20 protein-coding genes are annotated in these 20,289 nt (G+C 61.6%); 6 read left to right on the top strand and 14 right to left on the bottom strand.

Features of this window, described 5'->3' with window-relative positions; all coding sequences use genetic code 11:
* Positions 1 to 172 precede the first annotated feature (172 nt).
* On the top strand, positions 173 to 2,116 hold the full coding sequence (locus AC4CWH_RS12355; protein WP_491318973.1) for a methyl-accepting chemotaxis protein: 1,944 nt from the start codon (positions 173 to 175) through the stop codon (positions 2,114 to 2,116).
* 323 nt (positions 2,117 to 2,439) lie between these two features.
* Here AC4CWH_RS12355 and dxs read toward each other — a convergent pair whose 3' ends face one another.
* Together dxs and AC4CWH_RS12345 are read right to left on the bottom strand one after the other, a co-directional pair.
* A complete protein-coding gene (gene dxs / locus AC4CWH_RS12350) occupies positions 2,440 to 4,356 on the bottom strand; it encodes a 1-deoxy-D-xylulose-5-phosphate synthase (RefSeq protein WP_491318972.1) in 1,917 nt (638 codons plus the stop codon).
* 103 nt (positions 4,357 to 4,459) lie between these two features.
* Positions 4,460 to 5,383 (bottom strand): pirin family protein, encoded by a 924-nt coding sequence (locus tag AC4CWH_RS12345; RefSeq protein WP_491318971.1) that lies wholly within the window; start codon positions 5,381 to 5,383, stop codon positions 4,460 to 4,462.
* A 225-nt stretch (positions 5,384 to 5,608) separates the two neighbouring features.
* On the opposite strand from AC4CWH_RS12345, the gene AC4CWH_RS12340 reads away from it, so the two are divergent.
* Together AC4CWH_RS12340 and AC4CWH_RS12335 are read left to right on the top strand one after the other, a co-directional pair.
* Positions 5,609 to 7,585 (top strand): DEAD/DEAH box helicase, encoded by a 1,977-nt coding sequence (locus AC4CWH_RS12340; RefSeq protein WP_491318970.1) that lies wholly within the window; start codon positions 5,609 to 5,611, stop codon positions 7,583 to 7,585.
* A gap of 189 nt (positions 7,586 to 7,774) precedes the next feature.
* Positions 7,775 to 8,695 carry a homocysteine S-methyltransferase family protein gene (locus AC4CWH_RS12335; protein ID WP_491318969.1) on the top strand — a complete coding sequence of 307 codons (921 nt, stop codon included), beginning with the start codon at positions 7,775 to 7,777 and terminating at the stop codon, positions 8,693 to 8,695.
* A gap of 49 nt (positions 8,696 to 8,744) precedes the next feature.
* On the opposite strand, the gene AC4CWH_RS12330 is transcribed toward AC4CWH_RS12335, so the two are convergent.
* The 4 genes from AC4CWH_RS12330 to xylF all read right to left on the bottom strand — a co-directional run bounded on the left by AC4CWH_RS12330 (position 8,745) and on the right by xylF (position 12,782).
* Positions 8,745 to 9,110 (bottom strand): hypothetical protein, encoded by a 366-nt coding sequence (locus tag AC4CWH_RS12330; protein ID WP_491318968.1) that lies wholly within the window; start codon positions 9,108 to 9,110, stop codon positions 8,745 to 8,747.
* Positions 9,111 to 9,518: 408 nt separating this feature from the next.
* Complete coding sequence (locus tag AC4CWH_RS12325; RefSeq protein WP_491282304.1) at positions 9,519 to 10,304, bottom strand: ATP-binding cassette domain-containing protein; 786 nt, start codon at positions 10,302 to 10,304, stop codon at positions 9,519 to 9,521.
* Between the two features lie 12 nt (positions 10,305 to 10,316).
* Positions 10,317 to 11,630 carry a sugar ABC transporter permease gene (locus AC4CWH_RS12320; protein ID WP_491318967.1) on the bottom strand — a complete coding sequence of 438 codons (1,314 nt, stop codon included), beginning with the start codon at positions 11,628 to 11,630 and terminating at the stop codon, positions 10,317 to 10,319.
* A gap of 111 nt (positions 11,631 to 11,741) precedes the next feature.
* On the bottom strand, positions 11,742 to 12,782 hold the full coding sequence (gene xylF, locus AC4CWH_RS12315; RefSeq protein WP_491282302.1) for a D-xylose ABC transporter substrate-binding protein: 1,041 nt from the start codon (positions 12,780 to 12,782) through the stop codon (positions 11,742 to 11,744).
* A 179-nt stretch (positions 12,783 to 12,961) separates the two neighbouring features.
* On the opposite strand from xylF, the gene AC4CWH_RS12310 reads away from it, so the two are divergent.
* Positions 12,962 to 14,230 carry an ROK family protein gene (locus AC4CWH_RS12310; protein WP_491321424.1) on the top strand — a complete coding sequence of 423 codons (1,269 nt, stop codon included), beginning with the start codon at positions 12,962 to 12,964 and terminating at the stop codon, positions 14,228 to 14,230.
* 31 nt (positions 14,231 to 14,261) lie between these two features.
* Here the strand turns inward: AC4CWH_RS12310 and AC4CWH_RS12305 are convergent, their stop codons facing one another.
* From AC4CWH_RS12305 to AC4CWH_RS12295, 3 genes are all read right to left on the bottom strand, one after another.
* Complete coding sequence (locus AC4CWH_RS12305) at positions 14,262 to 14,390, bottom strand: hypothetical protein (RefSeq protein ID WP_491282301.1); 129 nt, start codon at positions 14,388 to 14,390, stop codon at positions 14,262 to 14,264.
* A gap of 78 nt (positions 14,391 to 14,468) precedes the next feature.
* Positions 14,469 to 14,723 (bottom strand): exodeoxyribonuclease VII small subunit, encoded by a 255-nt coding sequence (locus tag AC4CWH_RS12300; protein ID WP_491282300.1) that lies wholly within the window; start codon positions 14,721 to 14,723, stop codon positions 14,469 to 14,471.
* Between the two features lie 2 nt (positions 14,724 to 14,725).
* Positions 14,726 to 15,661, bottom strand: a complete 936-nt coding sequence (locus AC4CWH_RS12295; protein WP_491318966.1) for a histone deacetylase family protein — start codon at positions 15,659 to 15,661, stop codon at positions 14,726 to 14,728.
* A gap of 148 nt (positions 15,662 to 15,809) precedes the next feature.
* Between AC4CWH_RS12295 and AC4CWH_RS12290 the strand changes: the two genes are divergently transcribed.
* Complete coding sequence (locus AC4CWH_RS12290) at positions 15,810 to 16,211, top strand: acyl-CoA thioesterase (protein ID WP_491282298.1); 402 nt, start codon at positions 15,810 to 15,812, stop codon at positions 16,209 to 16,211.
* Between the two features lie 13 nt (positions 16,212 to 16,224).
* On the opposite strand, the gene AC4CWH_RS12285 is transcribed toward AC4CWH_RS12290, so the two are convergent.
* From AC4CWH_RS12285 to AC4CWH_RS12265, 5 genes are read right to left on the bottom strand one after another with little or no spacing between them, the layout of a single operon-like run.
* Entirely contained in the window at positions 16,225 to 16,647 is a 423-nt protein-coding gene (locus AC4CWH_RS12285; protein WP_491318965.1) for a type II toxin-antitoxin system MqsA family antitoxin, read from the bottom strand.
* Positions 16,648 to 16,651: 4 nt separating this feature from the next.
* Positions 16,652 to 16,957, bottom strand: coding sequence for a type II toxin-antitoxin system MqsR family toxin (locus tag AC4CWH_RS12280; RefSeq protein ID WP_491318964.1), 306 nt, complete (start codon positions 16,955 to 16,957; stop codon positions 16,652 to 16,654).
* A gap of 60 nt (positions 16,958 to 17,017) precedes the next feature.
* On the bottom strand, positions 17,018 to 17,581 hold the full coding sequence (locus AC4CWH_RS12275; RefSeq protein ID WP_491318963.1) for a biotin transporter BioY: 564 nt from the start codon (positions 17,579 to 17,581) through the stop codon (positions 17,018 to 17,020).
* 39 nt (positions 17,582 to 17,620) lie between these two features.
* The gene (locus AC4CWH_RS12270; protein WP_491318962.1) at positions 17,621 to 18,226 is read right to left on the bottom strand and encodes an energy-coupling factor transporter transmembrane component T family protein; all 606 of its coding nucleotides are present in this window, start codon (positions 18,224 to 18,226) and stop codon (positions 17,621 to 17,623) included.
* Positions 18,220 to 18,900 (bottom strand): energy-coupling factor ABC transporter ATP-binding protein, encoded by a 681-nt coding sequence (locus AC4CWH_RS12265; protein WP_491318961.1) that lies wholly within the window; start codon positions 18,898 to 18,900, stop codon positions 18,220 to 18,222. Before AC4CWH_RS12265 ends, AC4CWH_RS12270 begins: the two co-directional genes overlap by 7 nt.
* A 125-nt stretch (positions 18,901 to 19,025) precedes the next feature.
* Between AC4CWH_RS12265 and AC4CWH_RS12260 the strand changes: the two genes are divergently transcribed.
* Positions 19,026 to 20,213 carry a winged helix-turn-helix domain-containing protein gene (locus tag AC4CWH_RS12260; RefSeq protein WP_491318960.1) on the top strand — a complete coding sequence of 396 codons (1,188 nt, stop codon included), beginning with the start codon at positions 19,026 to 19,028 and terminating at the stop codon, positions 20,211 to 20,213.
* Positions 20,214 to 20,289: the final 76 nt, after the last annotated feature.

Here is a 20,289-nt window from a genome sequence, read left to right as displayed (position 1 = left end):
GATACTGACGCCTTGTTCCGGCAGAGCTTTTTATGCGCGGCCCGTACTTTCCGCAGTCTCAAAAGAGGCGGCGGTGCCTTGTGGTGCGCATGCTGCTCTTTCACGTTTGCCCGGTGAATGATTTGCACGTGGCTCACTCAGATGAACGCCAGGTTCCCTGCAGGAGTGGCTTGTGAAACATATTTCTATCATCGGGAAATTTCTGATCATCATGGCAGGCTTTGGCCTGTTTACGCTCGGTATCGCGGTTTATTCCGCGCAGCAGATTTCAGACATTGATGACAACTACAGCCATCTGCTCACCAGCGAATCGTCCGCTGCGCTTTATCTTGCCCGTTCCAATCGCAGCATGCAGGCCATCCGAGCTTCCATCGGCGACCTGATGATGGCGCGCACAGACGAGCAGAACGCGGCCGCGGAAAAGAACATCCTGGACGCTCGTTCGAGCTTCATGGGTTTCATGGACAAGGTTGCTTCCTCCATTCCCGCCAACACCGGCGTCTCTCAGCTGCGCAGCGAAGTTCTGGCGGTTGTCGATCAAACCTGCGGCGCAACAATTGCCGCAGGCAAGAAGGCCACAAGCGACCAGGATATCACAGCATCGCAGGCGTTGTTTCAGACGCAGTGCCAGCCGGCATTCGCTGCGATCAGTTCCAAGTTCACCGCTTTGACGAACGAGGTCGTCGCCTCCGCTGACAAGAAGAGCGACGAGCTGACGGCCGCGACAAACGCAACCGTCAAGATTACCATCGGCGCTGTCCTCGGCGGTCTGGTTATTGTTCTTCTCGCCGGCTTCCTGGCCATCCGCTCCTGGCTCGTCAAGCCGATCCGCGAAATGTCCACCACCATGGTGACGCTCGCCAATGGCGATCTCGGCGTGTCCGTCGATGGCACGGATCGCCGCGACGAAATCGGCGGCATGGCAAAGGCCGTGCAGGTGTTCAAGGACAACGGCCTGCGGGCCCGCGACTTGGAACAGCAAGCCGATCAGGCCCGTTCCGCCTCGGAAACCGAAAAGGCCCGTGCGATCGAAGCCGACCGCGTGCGTGCCGAAGAAATGGCGCAGGCCACCGCTGGCCTGGCACAGGGCCTGAAACATCTGTCGGATGGCGATCTCACCTTCCGCCTCGCCGAACCCTTCGCCCGGGATTTCGAAGCCCTGCGCGCCGATTTCAACGCCGCCGTCGGCCAGCTCGCAGACAGCCTGCGCTCCGTCTCTGTTGCCACCGGCTCCATCGGCAACGGCACACGCGAAATCAGCCAGAGCGCCGAGGATCTTTCCAAGCGCACCGAACAGCAGGCGGCCTCGCTCGAGGAAACCGCTGCAGCCCTTGACCAGATCACCACGAACGTCACCAATTCGTCCAAGCGCACGGAAGAAGCCCGTCACGTGGCCGTCGAAGCCAACCGGTCGGCGCGTCGCTCCGGCGAGGTCGTGTCAAGCGCCGTTAATGCCATGCAGCGCATCGAGCAGTCGTCGAACCAGATTTCTTCGATCATCGGCGTCATCGATGAAATCGCCTTCCAGACCAACCTTCTGGCGCTGAATGCCGGGGTCGAGGCCGCACGCGCCGGGGAAGCCGGCAAGGGTTTTGCCGTTGTTGCACAGGAAGTGCGTGAACTGGCACAGCGTTCTGCCCAGGCCGCCAAGGAGATCAAGGACCTCATCCGCAACTCCGTCGATGAAGTCTCCACCGGCGTCAAGCTCGTGCAGGAAACCGGCGAGGCGCTGAAGGTTATCGAACAGCAGGTGGTGACCATCAACACCCAGCTCGATGCCATCGCAACCTCTGCCAAGGAACAGTCGGTGGGTCTCGCCGAGGTGAATACCGCCGTCAACCAGATGGACCAGGTCACCCAGCAGAACGCCGCCATGGTGGAAGAATCCACCGCCGCCAGTGCTGCCCTCTCCAACGAGGTCAACAAGCTGCGTGATATCATCGGCCAGTTCCGCGTCGGCGGATCAACCGAAGGTGTTTCTGGAGCACGCCGCCCGGAAGCCGCTCGCAGCAATGCAAAACCCGTGGCATCGCCAGCCCGCCGCATGATGGCCAAGGTCGCCGGTGCCGTCGGTCTCGGCGGCGGCGCTGCCGCCGAAAGCTGGGAAGAGTTTTAAGCCCGGACTGGGGACTAGCTAAAACATCAAATGGGCGGCCTCAGGGTCGCCCTTTTTTCGTTTGGGGCCGGGGCTGCTTAACGACAGGCCGATGCGTCGGATACCCCCCTCTGTCCTGCCGGACATCTCCCCCACACGGGGGGAGATCAGACAGACGATAACGCCCGCTTCCTTGCCAACCCGTCATGTCACGCATGCCGGATCGAATTGAGGTCGATGTGCCAGCCGTTTTGCTGATCTCCCCCCGTGTGGGGGAGATGTCCGGCAGGACAGAGGGGGGTGATTACAGGATGCCGACGGCGAGAACCTGCCGCCGACAACATTCACCCCGCCACGCCAACCTTCTGCGTTTGCCCCAGCGCCTTGAACACCGTCGATACAATGCCGGCGCGATCGAGGCCGGCCTTGGCATACATCACCTCAGGCTTGGCCTGGTCCATCCAGACATCCGGCAGAACCAGCGAGCGCACCTTGAGGCCCTGATCAAGTAGGCCTTCGTTGGCGAGGAACTGCATCACGTGGCTACCGAAACCGCCGACGGCGCCTTCCTCGATGGTGACGACGATTTCGTGGTGGCGGGCAAGCTGGCGGATAAGGTCATGGTCGAGCGGCTTTGCGAACCGCGCATCGGCAACCGTGGTGGAAAGGCCCGCCGCGTCAAGGTCTTCGGCGGCAAGCAGGCATTCGGCAAGCCGGGTGCCGAAGGAGAGAAGCGCCACCTTGGCACCCTCCTTGACGATGCGGCCCCTGCCGATTTCGAGAATTTCGCCGCGCACCGGCATCTCGATGCCAACCCCTTCGCCGCGCGGATAACGGAAGGAGATCGGGCCATCGTCATAGGCGGCAGCGGTGCGCACCATGTGCTTCAGTTCCGCCTCGTCGGCTGCGGCCATCACCACCATGCCCGGAAGCGTCGCAAGGAACGTGGTGTCGAAGGAACCGGCATGGGTCGGACCATCGGCGCCAACAAGGCCGGCGCGGTCGATGGGGAAACGCACCGGCAGACCCTGGATTGCCACGTCATGCACCACCTGATCGTAACCGCGCTGCAGGAAGGTGGAATAAAGCGCGCAGAACGGCTTGAAGCCTTCCGAAGCAAGGCCGGCGGCAAAGGTGACCGCATGTTGTTCGGCAATGCCGACATCGAAAGTGCGCTTGGGAAACACGTCCTGCAGCTTGTCGAGACCGGTGCCCGAGGGCATGGCGGCGGTAACGCCGACGATCTTTTCGTCGTGGCGGGCTTCCTCCACCAGCGCATCGGCAAAGACGGCGGTATAGCTTGGCGCATTCGGCTTGGCTTTCGCCTGCGCGCCGGTGATCACATCGAACTTGTTGACGCCGTGATATTTGTCGGCGGCAGCTTCCGCCGGCGCATACCCCTTGCCCTTCTGCGTCACCACATGGATCAGCACCGGGCCTTTGCCGTTATCGCGCACATTGCGCAGCACCGGCAAAAGATGGTCGAAGGAATGGCCGTCGATCGGGCCGATGTGGTAAAAACCCATCTCTTCGAACATGGTGCCGCCGGTCACGTAACCTCGCGCATGTTCCACGGCGCGGGTGATCGCCCGGTCGATGTTCTTGCCGAGATAGGCCGTCAGTTTCTTGCCCAGGTCGCGAAAGCCCATATAGCTGCGACCGGAAGCAAGGCGCGCCAGATAGGCGCTCATGGCACCGGTCGGCGGCGCAATCGACATGTCGTTGTCGTTCAAGATGACGATCAGGCGCGCATCGAGCGCACCGGCATTGTTCAGCGCCTCATAGGCCATGCCCGCCGACATCGCGCCATCGCCGATCACGGCCACCACATTGCGCGGCGTGCCGGAGAGATCAGCGGCCACCGCCATGCCAAGGCCGGCCGAAATCGAGGTGGAGGAGTGGGCGGCGCCAAAGGGATCGTATTCGCTCTCGGCGCGCTTGGTAAAACCGGACAGGCCGTCTTCCTGGCGCAGCGTTCGGATACGGTCGCGACGGCCAGTCAGGATCTTGTGCGGATAACACTGGTGGCCAACATCGAAGATCAGCCGGTCATGCGGCGTGTTGAACACCTTGTGGATGGCAATCGTCAGTTCCACCACGCCAAGGCCCGCGCCCAGATGCCCGCCGGTTTTCGACACCGCGTCGATCATCTCGTCGCGCAGTTCGCGCGCAAGCTGCGGCAGGTCGCGGTCTTCGGTCTGGCGAAGGTCGGCCGGCAGCTTCACCTTGTCAAGCAGCGGCGTCTGAGGGCTGGATGTCACGAATGATGGCCTTTTCTGCTCTGGTCCCGAGCCTTCGTTTTCTCTCAAGATGAGATGGAACGCGGCTTTTTCAAGTCTCTCAAGCTCGCGCTTCTAGCGGAATTCACGCGCTTGGCAAAGGCACGAACTCTTCTTCATCACCGGGCACGATATCGAAACGGCCCGTGCGCCACTCTTCTTTTGCCTGCTCGATGCGTTCCTTGGAGGAAGACACGAAGTTCCACCAGATATAGCGCTTCGCGTTCAAGGCCGCACCGCCAAACAGCATGATGTGACAACCGGTCTCGCCCGCTTTCAGCGTAATCTCGTCGCCGGGCCGCAGCACCAGAAGCTGATCCCTGGCAAAACAGTCGCCGGCAACCCAAAGTTCGCCTGAAAGAATATAGATCGCCCTTTCCTCATGGGCGGCGGAAAAGGGAAAGCTTTTGCCCGCCTCCAGCGACAGATCGACGTAGAGCGTATCGGTGAAGGTCGGAACGGGGGAGGTGACCCCATCGAGCGCGCCGATCACCACCCGGCCGGAAATGCCTTGCATGTCGATCATCGGCATGTTTTCCCGCGCCGTGTGGGCAAAGGCCGGGTCGATTTCCTCGTGGCTGTCGGGAAGGGCAAGCCAGGTCTGCAGGCCGGACATGGAAAGCGGATGTCCGCGCAGGTTTTCCGGCGTACGCTCGGAATGCACGATGCCGCGGCCCGCCGTCATCAGGTTGATGTCACCGGGACGGATCACAAGTTCGGTGCCGAGACTGTCGCGATGTTTGATCTCGCCATCAAACAGGTAAGTGACGGTGGAGAGACCGATATGCGGATGCGGTTTTACATCGAGCGCCTCATCCGCCTTCAGCACCGCCGGTCCCATGCGATCAAAAAAGATGAACGGCCCGACGAGCCGCCGTTGCCGTGAGGGCAGCGCCCGGCGCACGGAAAAACCGCCGATATCCGAGGAGCGGGGAATGATGAGGTTTTCGATGGCGTCGCAAGCAAAGGCATCGCCGGGTGCGGGATCGTTTCCGGGGAAAAAGGACATGGGTTTGCTCTCCAGTTGATGTGGCGGCTGTGCCCCTCTGGCTTTTCCCAGTATGCCACGGCCGGTTGCGTCCGTCTTGTCCATTTACCCTTTGGAGCGACACCATTGACCTCCAAGCGTATGCGCTTTGACATTTCCTGCGCAAATCAGTAGGGAGAGGCATATCCCGCTGCGAACACTCGCGGCCCGCGCGTCAATGCGCACTAAAATCCGAAAGACAGGTAGATGTCCGAATTGAATGGCGCCGTCCCGGCGATCGCCAAGGCGTTGACGAAGCGCGGTTACGAAACCTTGACCCCCGTCCAGCAGGCCATGCTGGATCCGGCGCTGGTCACCTCAGATGCGCTGGTGTCCGCCCAGACCGGCTCCGGCAAGACGGTGGCCTTCGGCATCGCCATTGCGCCGACGCTTCTGGAAGAGGCCGAGCGCTTCGATACGGCCCGCGCCCCGCTGGCGCTCGTCATCGCGCCGACCCGCGAACTGGCCATGCAGGTGAAGCGCGAGCTGGAATGGCTCTACGAGTTGACCGGCGCTGTCATTGCCAGCTGCGTTGGCGGCATGGACATCCGCAACGAACGGCGCGCGCTCGATCGCGGCGCCCATATCGTTGTCGGCACGCCCGGCCGTATCTGCGACCATATCCGCCGCAATGCGCTCGACATGTCGGAACTGCGCGTCGCCGTGCTGGATGAGGCCGACGAAATGCTCGACCTCGGCTTTCGCGAGGATCTCGAATTCATCCTCGAGGCAGCGCCTGAAACCCGCCGCACGCTGATGTTTTCGGCAACCGTGTCGAGCGGCATCGCCAAGCTTGCCAAGCGCTACCAGCGCAACGCCGTGCGCATTTCCACCACGACGGAAGAAAAGCAGCACGCCGATATCGAATACCGCGCGCTGGTCGTCGCCCCTGCCGACCGCGAAAACGCCATCGTCAACGTGCTGCGCTTTTATGATGCCAAGAACGCCATCGTGTTCTGCTCGACGCGCGCGGCCGTCAATCATCTGACCGCCCGTTTCAACAACCGCAATTTCGATGTGGTGGCACTCTCCGGCGAACTGACGCAGAACGAGCGCACGCATGCGCTTCAGGCGATGCGTGACGGTCGTGCCCGCGTCTGCATCGCAACAGATGTGGCCGCCCGCGGCATCGATCTGCCCGGCCTCGACCTCGTCATCCACGCAGACCTTCCGACCAATTCGGAAACGCTGCTGCACCGCTCCGGCCGCACCGGTCGTGCCGGCCGCAAGGGCATCAGCGCGATGATCGTGCCGATCAACCAGCGCCGCAAGGCCGAGCGCCTGCTCGCCGGCGCCGATGTGACGCCGGAATGGGCTCGCCCGCCGTCGGCCGAAGAGGTGATCGGCCGCGACCAGGAACGTCTGCTCTCCGACCCGATTTTTGGCGAAGAGGCCCGTGAGGAAGAACAGGATATCATCGCCCGTCTGGTCGAGGCGCATGGTGCCGAAAAGCTGGCGGCGGCCTTCGTCAATCTCTACCGGTCGCGCCAGTCCGCCCCGGAAGATCTGATCGAGATTTCCGTCCAGCCGGGTGCGGCGAAAAAGCCCCGCGAAGGCGGTTTCGAGCGCCCGGAATTCGAGAGCACGCCCCGCACGCCGCGCGGCGAATTCGGCCCCTCCGTCTGGTTCTCGCTCTCTGTCGGGCGCAAGCAGAATGCCGAACCGCGCTGGCTGATCCCCATGCTCTGCCGCAACGGCAATCTCACCAAGGCCGAAATCGGCGCGATCAAGATGCAGACGGAAGAAACTTTCGTCGAAATCTCCGCCCAGCATGCCGAAACCTTTTCGCAGGCGATCGGCCAGAACAAGACGCTGGAACGCGGCATCCGCGTAACGCGCCTTGACGGCGCGCCCGATCTTTCCCGCCAGGCGGAAGCCAAGCCCTTCGTCAAAAAGGCCTACGAGGACCGCCCGGCCCGCGAAGCCCCGCGTGACGGCACCCGCGAGGACTGGTCGAAAAAGCCGAAGGGCAAACCCGCCTTTGCTGGCGAAGGCGCGAAAAGCTTCGACAAGCCTTTCCGCGACAAGCCGGCAGGCGATCGTCCGTTCAAGGACAAGGCCCCCTTCAAGAAGGAAGGCGGCAAGCCGTTCAACAAGGATGCCAAGCCTTACGCCAACGACGGCAAGCCTTTTGCCAAGAAGCCCAAGTCGCCCAAGCCCGCCGGCGGCAAGCCGCGCGTTTGAGCGTGACATCCGGGGTCTCGGCCCCGGACACACCATCCGATTGACGAAGAGCCGGCCTCTGGAGAGTGGCCGGCTTTTTCATGTCGGGGTTTCCGTGGGCGCGCCGCGCTCCAGCTCCGTCAGGCTTTCCAGCCGCTGTAACATTGCTTAAAGCGGAGGGTGGACAAACATGCAAAAGGGGCAGGGGCGATGAACGAACTTCTTATTCTCGATGGCGGCATGAGCCGCGAGCTTCTGCGTCTCGGCGCCGAACTGGTGCAGCCTGAATGGTCGGCGATGGCACTGATCAATTCGCCCGAGATTGTGCGTCAGGTGCATGCGGAATTCATCGAAGCCGGTGCCGATGTCATCACCACCAATTCTTATGCGCTGGTGCCCTTCCATATCGGCGAGGAGCGGTTTGCCAGGGAGGGGGCAACCCTCATCGATCTCTCCGGTCGTCTCGCCCGTGAGGCTGCCGACAATGCTGGCCGCAAGGTCACGGTTGCCGGTGGCCTGCCGCCGATTTTTGGTTCCTACGAGCCTGAAAACTTCAACCCGGAGACCGTGCAGGACTACCTGTCGGTGCTGGTGAAAAACCTCGACCCCCACGTCGATCTCTGGCTGGGCGAAACGCTGAGCCTGATTGCCGAGGGCGAGGCCGTGCGGGTGGCGGTCAAGGACACGCAAAAGCCGTTCTGGATCTCGTTCACGCTTGCCGACGATCAGGCGCAGGTGGCGGCGCAGGCTGAGGGCGGCGAAGCGAAGCTGCGCTCCGGCGAAACAGTGCGAGACGCCGCCCTCTGGGCTGCCGGTTCCGGCGCTGAGGCGCTGCTGTTCAACTGCGCCAAACCCGAAGTGATGGAAAAAGCCGTGCGCACCGCCTCTGCGGTTTTTGCTGAACAGGGCGTCGAGATCCGCATCGGTGTTTACGCCAATGCGTTCGAGAGCGACACGGATGAAACGGCCGCCAACGAGGGCCTGCACGAAACCCGCGCCGATCTTACCACCGACGCCTATTCGCGTTTTGCCTGCAACTGGGCCGATGCCGGTGCCACGCTGATCGGCGGCTGCTGCGGCATCGGCGCTTCGCATATCCACACGATTGCGGGTGCGCTGCGCGGGCGGTGAGATTTCTGGTCTGAGCGATAGATTTGGATGTTAGGCTCCCCTAATGTGCTCAATCATAGTGCGGACCATCTACTCGAGTCTTGCTGAAGTCGACGCCGCTCAGCATTGCTACGAGGTCGAAGCGTTTGAAAAATGCCAATGCCTGGTTCGGTGTGATCAGCACCTCAACGGCGCGCACGGCTGCAGGGGCGGGCTCTAACTCAGTAGAACGGAGCAGATATGCCACGAGCGACACTTCGATCACAGGTGTACCTGGGTTTTCTCCGGAAGCGATCCGGAATCCCATAACTTGCTCGTCTTTTTCCGCTTTTCCCAAGGATACGAGATAATCGGCAAGTGCGACATTGTCTGACCGATCCGCGGCAACAGTTCCCTTAAAATCATCGTATTGTACTGCGGCGCTGAAAGTACTCATTTTATGCCTCTATTGATGAAATTGTTATCCGATATAATGTAGTTTCAGGGTTAATGCATTTTATATTTCGGTTGTGTTTTGGTGATGAAGTTTCAAATTGGCCAAAAGTTTACGATCATACCGATAATCAACACGCTCGGAATGTCCCCGGGGCAGCGTCCGCCGCCCCCTCATCCGCCTGCCGGCACCTTCTCCCCGAGGGGAGAAGGGATGTTTGGCCGGCGTTACGTTCTATTCTCGCAGGCGATGGAACTGCAACATCTGCGTTCTACCCCTTCTCCCCAGCGGGGAGAAGGTGGCGGCAGCCGGATGAGGGGGCCGCTTGCACCAACGCCGGCAACCCTGATGGACCCAGACACAGTGACCAGAGACACACGTGGCCAAGGAAGAAGCGTTAGCCGTTCTCCCTCACGCCATCTGTGCCGCCCCAGGTCCCGCCACCGCGCCCGGCGGCACCTTGCCCATGATGATCATGCCGAGCACTTCGTCCTTGGTCACATCTTCCGTGCGCGCGTGGCCCACAACCCGGCCGTTCTTCATGACGAACACACGGTCTGCCAGATCGAAGACGTCGTGGATGTCGTGGCTGATCAGGAAGATGCCGATGCCCTCACGCTTCAGCTGGGTGATCAGTTCGCCCACCTGCGCGGTTTCCTGCGGGCCCAAGGCGGCCGTCGGTTCGTCCATGATGAGGATGCGGGCATCAAACAGGATGGCGCGGGCAATCGCCACCGACTGGCGCTGGCCGCCGGAGAGCGCGCGCACCGGTTCCTTGAAACGCTGGAAGTTGGGGTTGAGGCGGCCCATCACCTCGCGCGCCTTTGCCTCCATCGCCACATCATCGAGCGTGCCCCAGGGGGTGCGCAACTCGCGGCCGAGATAAAGGTTGGCGGCGGCATCGACATTGTCGGCCACTGCCAGCGTCTGGTAGATGGTCTCGATGCCGAACTGCTTGGCATCGCGCGGGTTGTTGATCTCGACCTGCTCGCCATTGATGAAGATTTCGCCGGCATTGCGCCGGTAGGCGCCGGAGAGGATCTTGATCAGCGTCGATTTGCCGGCGCCGTTATGGCCGAGAAGCGCCACGACTTCGCCGGGGAAGAGGTCGACGGAGGCGCTGTCGACCGCATGGATACCGCCGAAGGAGATGGAAATGTCGCGCATTTCCACGAGAGGTGTACGGTTTTGCGTCATGTCTCAGACCTCCTAGCGAGCCCGGGCGCGGTAGACGGTGTCGAGCCAGACGGCAAACACCAGCACCAGGCCGATAACGATACTTTGCAGCGGGGCGTCCATGCCGAGCAGCACCATGCCGGAATTCAACGACTGCATGACGATGGCGCCCAGCACGGCGCCGGCAATGGTGCCCATGCCGCCGGCAAGCGAGGTGCCGCCGATGACCGCTGCTGCGATGGTGTAAAGCTCGTCCAACGTGCCCTGTGCGTTGGTTGCCGCGTTGAGGCGGGCGGTGGAAATGGCCGCTGCGATGGCGCAGAGCACGCCCATCAGGGCAAAGATGCGCACGGTAACCCAGCGGGTCTTGATGCCCGCCAGTTCTGCGGCTTCCGGGTTGCCGCCGATGGCAAACACATAACGGCCGAACCGCGTTCGGTTGGTGAGGAAGTTCATGACGACCGCAATGCCAAGCGCAATCAGCACCGGAATGGCAATGCCGAGCGGGATCTCCAGCCCGCCTTCCGGCCAGGCGATGCCATTTGCTTCGGCATAACGGCGGGCAAGGTTGACCGGCATGTAATAGCTGTTGAGCACATTGACCGCGCCAAGCAGGACGCCGCAGCCGACGATAGCGGTGAAATATTCAGCCCACATCGGCTTTAGCGGAAAACCGAAGCGCTTGCGCTGGCGCCGCGAATGGATGATCGACAGCACGATGAAGACGCAGGCGACGATGCCGACGATCCACGAGGCCGTCGCACCGATCGAGCCGTCCGCGCCGCCGCCCATCAGGCGGAACGTGGTGTCCATGGGCGCAACGGTTGCGCCGCTTGTCACCATCCAGGCCGCACCGCGCCAGACCAAGAGGCCGCCGAGCGTCACGATGAAGGCGGGAACGCCGAGGAAAGCGATGATCGCGCCCTGGAAGGCGCCGATTGCGCCGCCGAGCGCAATGCCGACTGACAGCGTCAGGATCCAGGTCAGCGGGTGATCGAAGCCGAGCAGGGCCGGCAGGTATTTCGTCTGGGTGACTGCCATGATCATGCCCACGAAGCCGAGGATGGAGCCGACCGACAGATCGATGTTGCGCGTCACGATGACCAGCACCATGCCGGTTGCCATGACGGAAACCGAGGCCGCCTGCACCGAAAGGTTCCACAGGTTGCGCGATGAGAGGAACAATCCGCCGGACAGGATATCAAATCCGACCCATATGACGACAAGGGCAAACACCATGCCCAGAAGCCGCGTGTCCAATTCCGTTGCGTGAAAGAAACGCTGCCAGAGGTTGCCCTTGGCGTGGCGTGCGCTGCTGGAAGGCACGGCGATCGTCTGATCCGTCATGACCCTTCTACTCCCCTTTGTTATTTTTCAAAGCCACAGTCAGGCAATGGACGCCGCAAGCCAGTTGCGGCGTCCTGCCCGGTCTAGAACGGGTGGCCTTCGGTCGCTGCCTTACTTGCAGGCAGGAACGGCGCCGGGCTTGACGCCCTGGCAAAGCTCGGCCTTCGAAATCCAGCCGGCGTCCAGAACCACGTTCAGGTTGTCCTTGGTGATCGCCTGCGGCGTCAGGAACTGCGAGGTGATTTCCACGCCCTTGGCGCCGCCCTTGAACTTGGTGCTACCTGGGATGTCGCTGATCTTCTTGCCACCGGCAAGCGCCACGGCCACTTCGCCGGCCTTCTTGCCCAGCATGCGGCTGTCTTTCCAGACAGACACGGTCTGCGTGCCAAGCGCCACGCGGTTCAGCGCTGCCTTGTCGCCATCCTGGCCGGAGACCGGAACGGAACCGGCAAGACCCTGCGCTTCAAGCGCTGCGACAACGCCGCCAGCCATACCGTCGTTCGACGAAACAACCGCATCAACCTTGTTGCTGTTCTTGGTCAGGAACTGCTCCATGTTCTTCTGGGCAATTTCCGGCTTCCAGCCGTCCGTATAGGCTTCGCCGACATTCTTGATCTTGCCGCTGTCGATGGCAGCCTTCAGCACTTCCATCTGGCCGGAGAAGACGAAATCAGCGTTCGGATCGGTGGAACCGCCCTTGATGAACACGTAATTGCCTGTCGGCTTGACCTTGAAGACTTCCTTGGCCTGAAGACGACCGACTTCCTTGTTGTCGAAGGTGATGTAGTAGGTGTTCGGATTTTCGATCAGGCGGTCGTAGCCGATGACCGGAATACCTTCATTGGCGGCCTTTTCGATGGCAGGACCAATGGCGCCGGAATCCTGCGCCAGCACGATGAGCGCATTGGCGCCCTGCGAGATCAGGCTTTCGATGTCGGTCAGCTGCTTTGCGGCAGAGGTCTGGGCGTCAGCGGAAATATACTTGGCGCCGGCAGCCTTCAGGGCTTCCTTGATGGCGGCTTCGTCGGTTTTCCAACGCTCTTCCTGGAAGTTCGACCAGGAAACGCCAACGACCAGATCCTTGGCCTGAGCCGGAACATGCACGGATGTGATGACGGCAGCAGCGGCCATCAGCTTCAAGACGGATTTCATTTTAAACCTCCCGAGTGACGCGGGCCGCGAACCTCCTCGTCCGCCTGTGCCCGCTTGAAATAACCGTCGGCAAACCCCCGATCCCCTGAGAAAGATTGTTTTTCTCGACAGTCGAGAAAATATCTGGCAGATGATGAGGAACCTGTCAACAGCCCTCCATCGACTGAAATTTCATGCCCATGCGCAGCCGCTCCACTTTGCCCGGCGCAACCGATGCAGCGGTGCCCGCAAACGGCGCGCGGCCGGGCACGGAACAGCTGCGCCGCCAGAATCTTCTGGCCGTTCTCTCCGGCCTTCGCCTGCATGGATCGATGTCGCATACGGACCTGTCGAGCCTCACGGGGCTTGCGTCTGCCACCGTCACGGCGCTGACGGCCGACCTTGAAAAGCTGGGCGCGATTGCCCGCGAGGAACAGACGGTGGCGGGCCTGCGGGGGCGCCCGCGCGTGCTGTTTTCGCGCGCGGCAGGTTTTGCCCATGTGGTCGCCGTGCAGATATCGTCGGATGCCCTGCATTATGCGCTGTCAGATTTTCGTGGCACGCTGATCGACCGGTTCAGCATGCCGCGCGATGCCATGGGCAAGCGGCCGGACGCGTTTCTGGCCGAGATCGGCACAGCCCTTGCGCGTCTTCTGCAGCGCTCCCGCCTGGAACCGTCTGCGATTGCGCTCCTGTCGCTGAGCAGCAAGGGCATTGTTGATGGAGAGGAGGGCCGGCTCATCTGGTCGCCGGTGTTCGGGCGCGAGCAGGTGGATTTTTCACCGCTTCTTGCGCTCTATCCCGATGCAGCGCTCGATGTCGGTAATGAAACACTGCTGGTGGCGCAGGCGCTGTCGCGCCGCAGGCTTGGCCACGCGGACGCATCGGAGGGTTTTTCCGGCCTTGTCGCCCTGTCGCTTGGCCACAGCATCGGGCTTGGCATTGCGCGCAAGGACGGGCCGGGCGATCAGCTTTCCGTCACCGCGCCGAATTTCGGCCATATGCTGAACACGCCGGACAACCGGCTCTGTCGCTGCGGCGCCTATGGCTGCGTCGAGGCAACGGCTGGGTTTTACGGCATTTTGCGGCTGGCCTTCCAGGTGCCGGAAAACACCATTCCCGCCAAGTTCGTGCCGCTCACGGAGATGGAAAAGATTGCGACGGCCGCGCGCCAGCAGAATCGCATGGCGCAATACGCGTTTCGTCAGGCGGGCCTTGCGCTCGGCCAGGGTCTGTCGCGGGTGCTCAGCATCGCCGGCAACCTGCCGATTGCGGTCACCGGTCCCGGCACGCGGTTTTTCGATCTGTTGAAAGGGGGGCTGGACGAAGGACTTTTACAGTCGCTGCACGTGCGCCTCAACGGCCTGCCCGCCATCGATATCATCCAAGACGAGCAGTCGCTGGTGTTCGAGGGCCATCTGGACCGGGCATTGACGGCGGTGGATCAGCGCCTGACAGCACCTCGGTGACGGGACCATGTGCCAGCCGTGATGTTTTGCGTCAGCCGTTCGTCTCACCCGGCGTGAAGCCGAACATGTAGATCCCCGCCAGCACAAGCGCCACGGCGAAGATGAGAAGAACGAAGGTGATCATGCCGCTGCGGGCCTTGGGTCCGGTGTCTTTTGTCATGGCGCATCAACGGCAAATCCCGCCGTTTGTTCCAAAACCCGCCGTTGTTCCAAGAGGGTTCAGATCGCCGCCTGGGGTTTACGCGTTATCCAGCGGCTCCACGCCCTGCGGATTGCCGGCGCGGTCGAGGCGGATCTTTTCGATGCGGTTTTCGGCAGCGCTCAGCAGCTTTTCGCAGTGTTTCTTCAAGGCTTCGCCGCGCTCGTAGATGGCAATGGATTCGTCCAGCGCCACGTCGCCGCGCTCCAGGCGCGCCACGATGCTTTCGAGTTCGGCCACGGCCTTTTCAAAGCTGTAACCGCCAACGTCGTTGGCTTCAGGGCTCTGCGACATTTTTAGCCTTTCATCAGTCTGCAAATATGGAGGCCGGCCGATTCGGCGAGCCCCTCCAGATCATAACCGCCTTCCAGAAGGCTGACGACCCGGTTGCCGGCGTATTTGCCGGCGATTTCCATGAGACGGCCGGTCGCCCAGTCGAAATCGTCGCCGACCAAGTTGATCTGCGCCAGCGGATCACGGTGATGGGCATCAAAACCGGCCGAAATCAGAATAAAATCCGGACGGAATTCATGCAACGCCGGCAGGGCGCGGCTGGAAAACGCCTCGCGAAAATGCTCTCCGGCCGAATTGGTTTCAAGCGGCGCATTGACGATGTTTTTGTGTGCGCCGGTTTCGCCAAGTTCTCCGGTCCAGGGGTAGAGCGGCATCTGGTGCGTCGAACAGAACAGCACGGACGGATCGTCCCAAAAGATGTCCTGGGTGCCGTTGCCGTGGTGTACGTCCCAATCGACGATGGCGACGCGCTCCACGCCATAGGTTTTCTGCGCATGGCGGGCGGCAATCGCCACGTTGTTGAACAGGCAAAACCCCATGGCCTTGGTTTTTTCCGCATGGTGGCCGGGCGGGCGCGAGGCGACAAAGGCATTGTCGGCGCGGCCCAGAAACACGTCGTCGACGGCTGCCATCGCACCGCCGATGCCGGTCAGCGCTGCCTGCAGGCTTTTGGAACTGACATAAGTATCGGCCTCGATCTGGCGGATGCTGTCTTCTTCCTCGGGGATTTCGCGCATGACCGAAATCAGGTGGCTATCCGGATGCGCCAGGATCACGGCATCTTCGTTCGCCTGCGGCGCTTCCACCCGCACCAGCCGCTCGAAATTCGGATGTTCCAGCGCGATCGCCAGCGAACGCAGCCGGTCGGCGCGCTCGGGATGGCCGGCTGGCGTGTTGTGCTCGAGGAAGATCTTGTGTTCGTAAAGGCGGGTCGTCATGGTCAAAGCTCCTGCCGCGCCGGATACGAGCGGCGGGTCTCATCGAAATGGCGCAAACGCGGGCGTATTTCAAGCGGCATGGCCGGCTTTGCGTCTTGTTCAAGACGCGCGTCTGGTCTTAAATGCCGCGAAATTCGGTGGGGGTTGCGTGGCAGAGACCAGTCGATACAGTCATTATGCGTTTGTGGTTCCGTTTCGCGACGTGGGCATGCGCGGCGAAATGCACAGCGCCGCCTATATCACCTATGCGGAGGAGGCGCTGGCCCGCTTCTGGAGCGCCCGCGCCACGCAGAAGACCGATCCGCTCTTCTACGTCTCCAAGGTCGCCTGCACCATCCACAAGGGCCTGCGGTTCGGCGACGACGTGTCCACTGCGGTGCGCGTCAGCAAGATCGGCGGCAAATCGGCCGGTTTTGCCATCCTTCTCAGCCGCGGCGATGATCTGGTGGCCGAAGCCGAAATCGTCTGGACCGCCTGCGATCCGCTGACCGGCGAGACGCTGCCGCTACCGGAACCGCTGCGCGACTGGCTGTATCAGTATCTGGAGTGATGTTTCGAACGCTTCAGACCGTGCGCAGATCATCGACAAGGTCCGGATGCCGGTCCAGCAGTTTCATGAGTTGTATGGTCGGGCCGCTGGGCTCGGCAAGTCCACGCTCGTATTTGTCGAACGCACTCTCCCCCACTTTCAACAGTTGGCCGGCCTCGCGCTGAGACAGTTTCAGCTTGTGGCGAAGCTTGCGGATGCTGACGGGCGAGGGAAGGCCATCCACACGCTCTTTCAGAAGCCGCAACGCTTCATCCGCCGGGCGCATGTCATCGCCCACATGCAGGCCGTCGCCACCATCGTCGGGATAGTAGCCGGGGAGATCGACTGTTAGAGTTTCACCCTTATAGGAGACGATAAAGGGACGTGAACCCCTGCGCAGCAGGCAGCCGGTTTCCGGGGAGAGCATGGTTTCGGGCTTCTGTACGGCAACGGTCATCTGCTTACCTCTCCTTGAACGACATGACCGTGAATTCAGTGATCACGTCTGCCTGGAACTTCACGTAGAGAATGTAGCCGTTTGCCGGCACGTGGTAGACGTCCTGCCAGACCCTGTGATCAATGAAGGTCGTCATTGATTTGTAGAACATCGCAGGACGAATGCCTGCAATCGTCTCCACAACGCCTTGCCGGTCAAAGCCCAGTGCCAGCGCATCGCGCAAGGCCGAAGACGTCATGGCAAGCGAATTTACCGTGCCGAGCGCCGCCTGTATTGCCTCGAGATGATAGGTCGGTCGCTTCTTCTCCATGACGAAAAATGCCACCTTTAAGGTGGCATTTCAAGTCTTGTCTTAACGTCGCAGACGCTGTTACGCCCGCTGCGGCAGAAGCGGATAACCCACCATGACGGCGCGGGCGGCAAGTGTGGCGATGGCGGCTTTCAAAAGGTCGCCGGGGATGAAGGCGAGCGAGCCGAGCATGACCTTGCTGAAGGGCGTGCCTGTTATCAGCGAAACCCAGGGCATGCCGATCGCGTAAACCACGACAATACCGCCGGCAATGCTTGCGGCAAAAAAGCCAGCGGCCTGGAGCAGGGCCGGTTGGCCGTCGCGCACCAGGCGCTCGCTGAGGTAACCGGTGGCGAAGCTGCCAACAATCCAGCCGAGGATATAACCGCCGGTCGGCCCCATCAGCACATTGAGCCCACCGCGTCCGCCCGACAGAACCGGAAGGCCAACGGCCACGAGAACGACGAGAAGAGCGTAGGCGAGGGCTCCGCGCCTTGCGCCAATGATGGTGCCGGCCAGCATGACCCCCATGGATTGCGCCGTGATCGGCACCGGAATGAAGCCGAGCGTCACCGGCGGGATCAGGCCCAGCACGATGATGATGGCGGTAAACAGTGCCGAAAGCACGAGATCCTTGGTGGTCATGTAGCGCTCCTATGCGGATAAACTGCCTTGTCGCTGCTTTTACTGACCGCGAATACCGCGCGCGTCAATTGCCTGGGCGATGGCGTCTGCTTCCTTGAGGGTTGAAATGATCAGCGGCCCGATGATCCGGTGTGGCTTCAGCACCAGCCCGCGCGCCGCATGCGCCTCCTTCAGCATCTCGTAGCGATGGGCGATTTCCGGCACGAAGCGCAGCACCAGCCCGAAGGCAAGCCCACCATCGGAGGCCTTCATCAGGCCAAGCCGCTCAAGAGGCAGAAGTAGGGCGGTGATCGCTGCGATAAAATCGGCAATCGTCGTGGTCGCCGTCACGCTTGCCGCCAGAAACAGGATCGCAAGCAGGCGCAAGGTCGAGACGAACGCCTCGTGCGGTGACAGCACGAATATGTTGACGAGGGCGAAGAAGGCGATGGTGAAAAGCACCGGGCGCAGACGCCGGAAGGCTTCGGTGACCCCAAGCCCCAACCGCAGATAGAGCGTGGCGGTGAGAAGAAGGGCAGAGCCCAGCACAAAGGAATTGTCGACAACGAAAAGCGCAAGGCCGAACAACATCAGACCCGCAAGCTTTGCCCGCACGCTCATGCGGTGGAGAATGCTTGTGCCCTCGACATAAAGGCTGGTCAGCATGCGGCAATCTCCCGGTAGCGGGCAATGGCCTCGGCACCGTCTCCATCGAAGGCAAGGCTGCTCTCGTGAAACACCAGCACGCGGCCAAAGCCGGCGACGAGTTCCAGATCATGGCTGATGACGATCGCCTGCTGCTCCAGCCCTTCGATTGCGCGGCGCACCAGCGCGCGGTTTTTGAGGTCCAGCTGGTTGGTCGGCTCATCAAACAGGATGAGCTTTGGCTCTGTCACCACCACGGCCGCAAGCGCTGCCAGCTGCAACTGCCCGCCGGACAGTTCGTGCGGGCGGCGCTTGGCAAGGTCGGCAATGGCAAACCGCTCCATCACCGCATCCACCGCGTCATCCAGCGTCTTGCCCTTCAGCCCGCGCGCCTTTGGCCCCATGGCAATGTCATCGCGGATGAGCGGCAGGATGATCTGGTTTGCCGGGTTCTGGAAGATGAAGCCGGTGGCGGCAAGAACCGCTCTGGCGTCTGCCACCGTATCCAGTCCGTCGAGTGTCACGCGGCCGCTCGTTGGCTTCACAAGCCCGTTCACCAGCCGGGCAAAACTTGTCTTGCCCGAACCATTGAGGCCGATCACGCCGATGCGCGGTTCTGATAGCTGAAGGCTCAGCGGCTGTAGAGCCACGCGCTCGCCATAACGCAGTTCGGCCTTGTCGAAGATGATGTGCACGTCTTGTCATCCTGTCTTGCTGGCGTCTCTATAACCGCCGCAGGCCGGAAGGGAAATGTGCCAGACGTTGTGAAAGCATCGGGATAGATGTTGAACAAAACGCGAACACGCGCTAGCCTCTTCCCATGACGATTCTGATCGACAATCAACAGGCACGGTGGGCCTTCCTGGAACGGCAGGGGCTTTCGCGTGCGCCGAACCTGAAGCTTGGCAAGGCGGGCCTGCTTGCCCTCATCGAGGAACTCGGTTTCGTGCAGGTCGACAGTATCCAGACGGTGGAGCGGGCGCATCACCAGATCCTGTTTTCCCGCAACCAGACCTATCGGCGCGAAGATCTTGTGGCGCTTCTGGAAAAAGATGGCGCGCTGTTCGAGCACTGGACGCATGATGCGGCCATCATTCCCTCCACCTTCTTTCGGTACTGGAAACATCGTTTCCTCAGGGAGGAGGCAGCGATTGTCGAGCGCTGGCGCAAATGGCGCGGGGAGGGTTTTGATTCGGTGTTCGACGAGACCTATGCCCGCGTGAAGGAAAACGGGCCGGTGATGGCGCGCGATATCCGCCACGAGGAGCACAAATCCGGCGGCTGGTGGAACTGGCATCCCTCGAAGACGGCGCTCGAATATCACTGGCGCACCGGCCGCTTTGCCATTGCCGGAAGGGTGAATTTTCAAAAACTCTATGATCTGACGGAACGGGTCCTGCCGGCGCACCACCATGAGCCGGAGGTCAGCCACGCCGAATTTATCGACTGGGCCTGCCGGGCAGCGCTTTCGCGCCTCGGCTTTGCGACCTCGGGCGAGATTGCCGCCTTTTTCGATCTCGTCACCCCGCAGGAGGCAAAGGACTGGCTGGCGGCTGAGGCTGAAAACCTGCAGCCGGTGGAGATCGTCACCGTCGATGGCCGCCGTCGCCTGTCCTACGCGCTGCCGGGCATGCTGCCGGCGCTTGCCGATCCGCCGGAACCGCCGGCCCGCATCCGGGTGCTGAGCCCTTTCGATCCGCTGCTGCGTGACCGCGACCGGGCCGAGCGCCTGTTCGGCTTCAATTATCGCATCGAGATCTTTGTGCCCGAGCCGAAGCGGCAGTTTGGCTATTACGTCTTTCCGCTTCTGGAAGGCGACCGCCTGATCGGCCGTATCGACATGAAGGCGGATCGCAAGGCAGGCGTGCTCGACGTGAAACGGCTCTGGCTGGAAAAAGGCGTGCGTGCCTCGGCTGGCCGTCTGGAAAAACTCGATGCGGAATTGCAGCGATTGGCGCGCTTCACCGGCGTGGAACGGGTGAGTTACGCCAGCGACTGGCACGGCTGAGCTTTTGGCGAAGCGATCAACGGGGAACACGCGGGATGCAGGACGACGCCAGGGAAAGGCAGCACTATCACCTTGA

Source organism: Neorhizobium sp. PAMB6716 (assembly GCF_058242805.1).
This window is presented reverse-complemented; position numbering and strand designations above follow the sequence as displayed.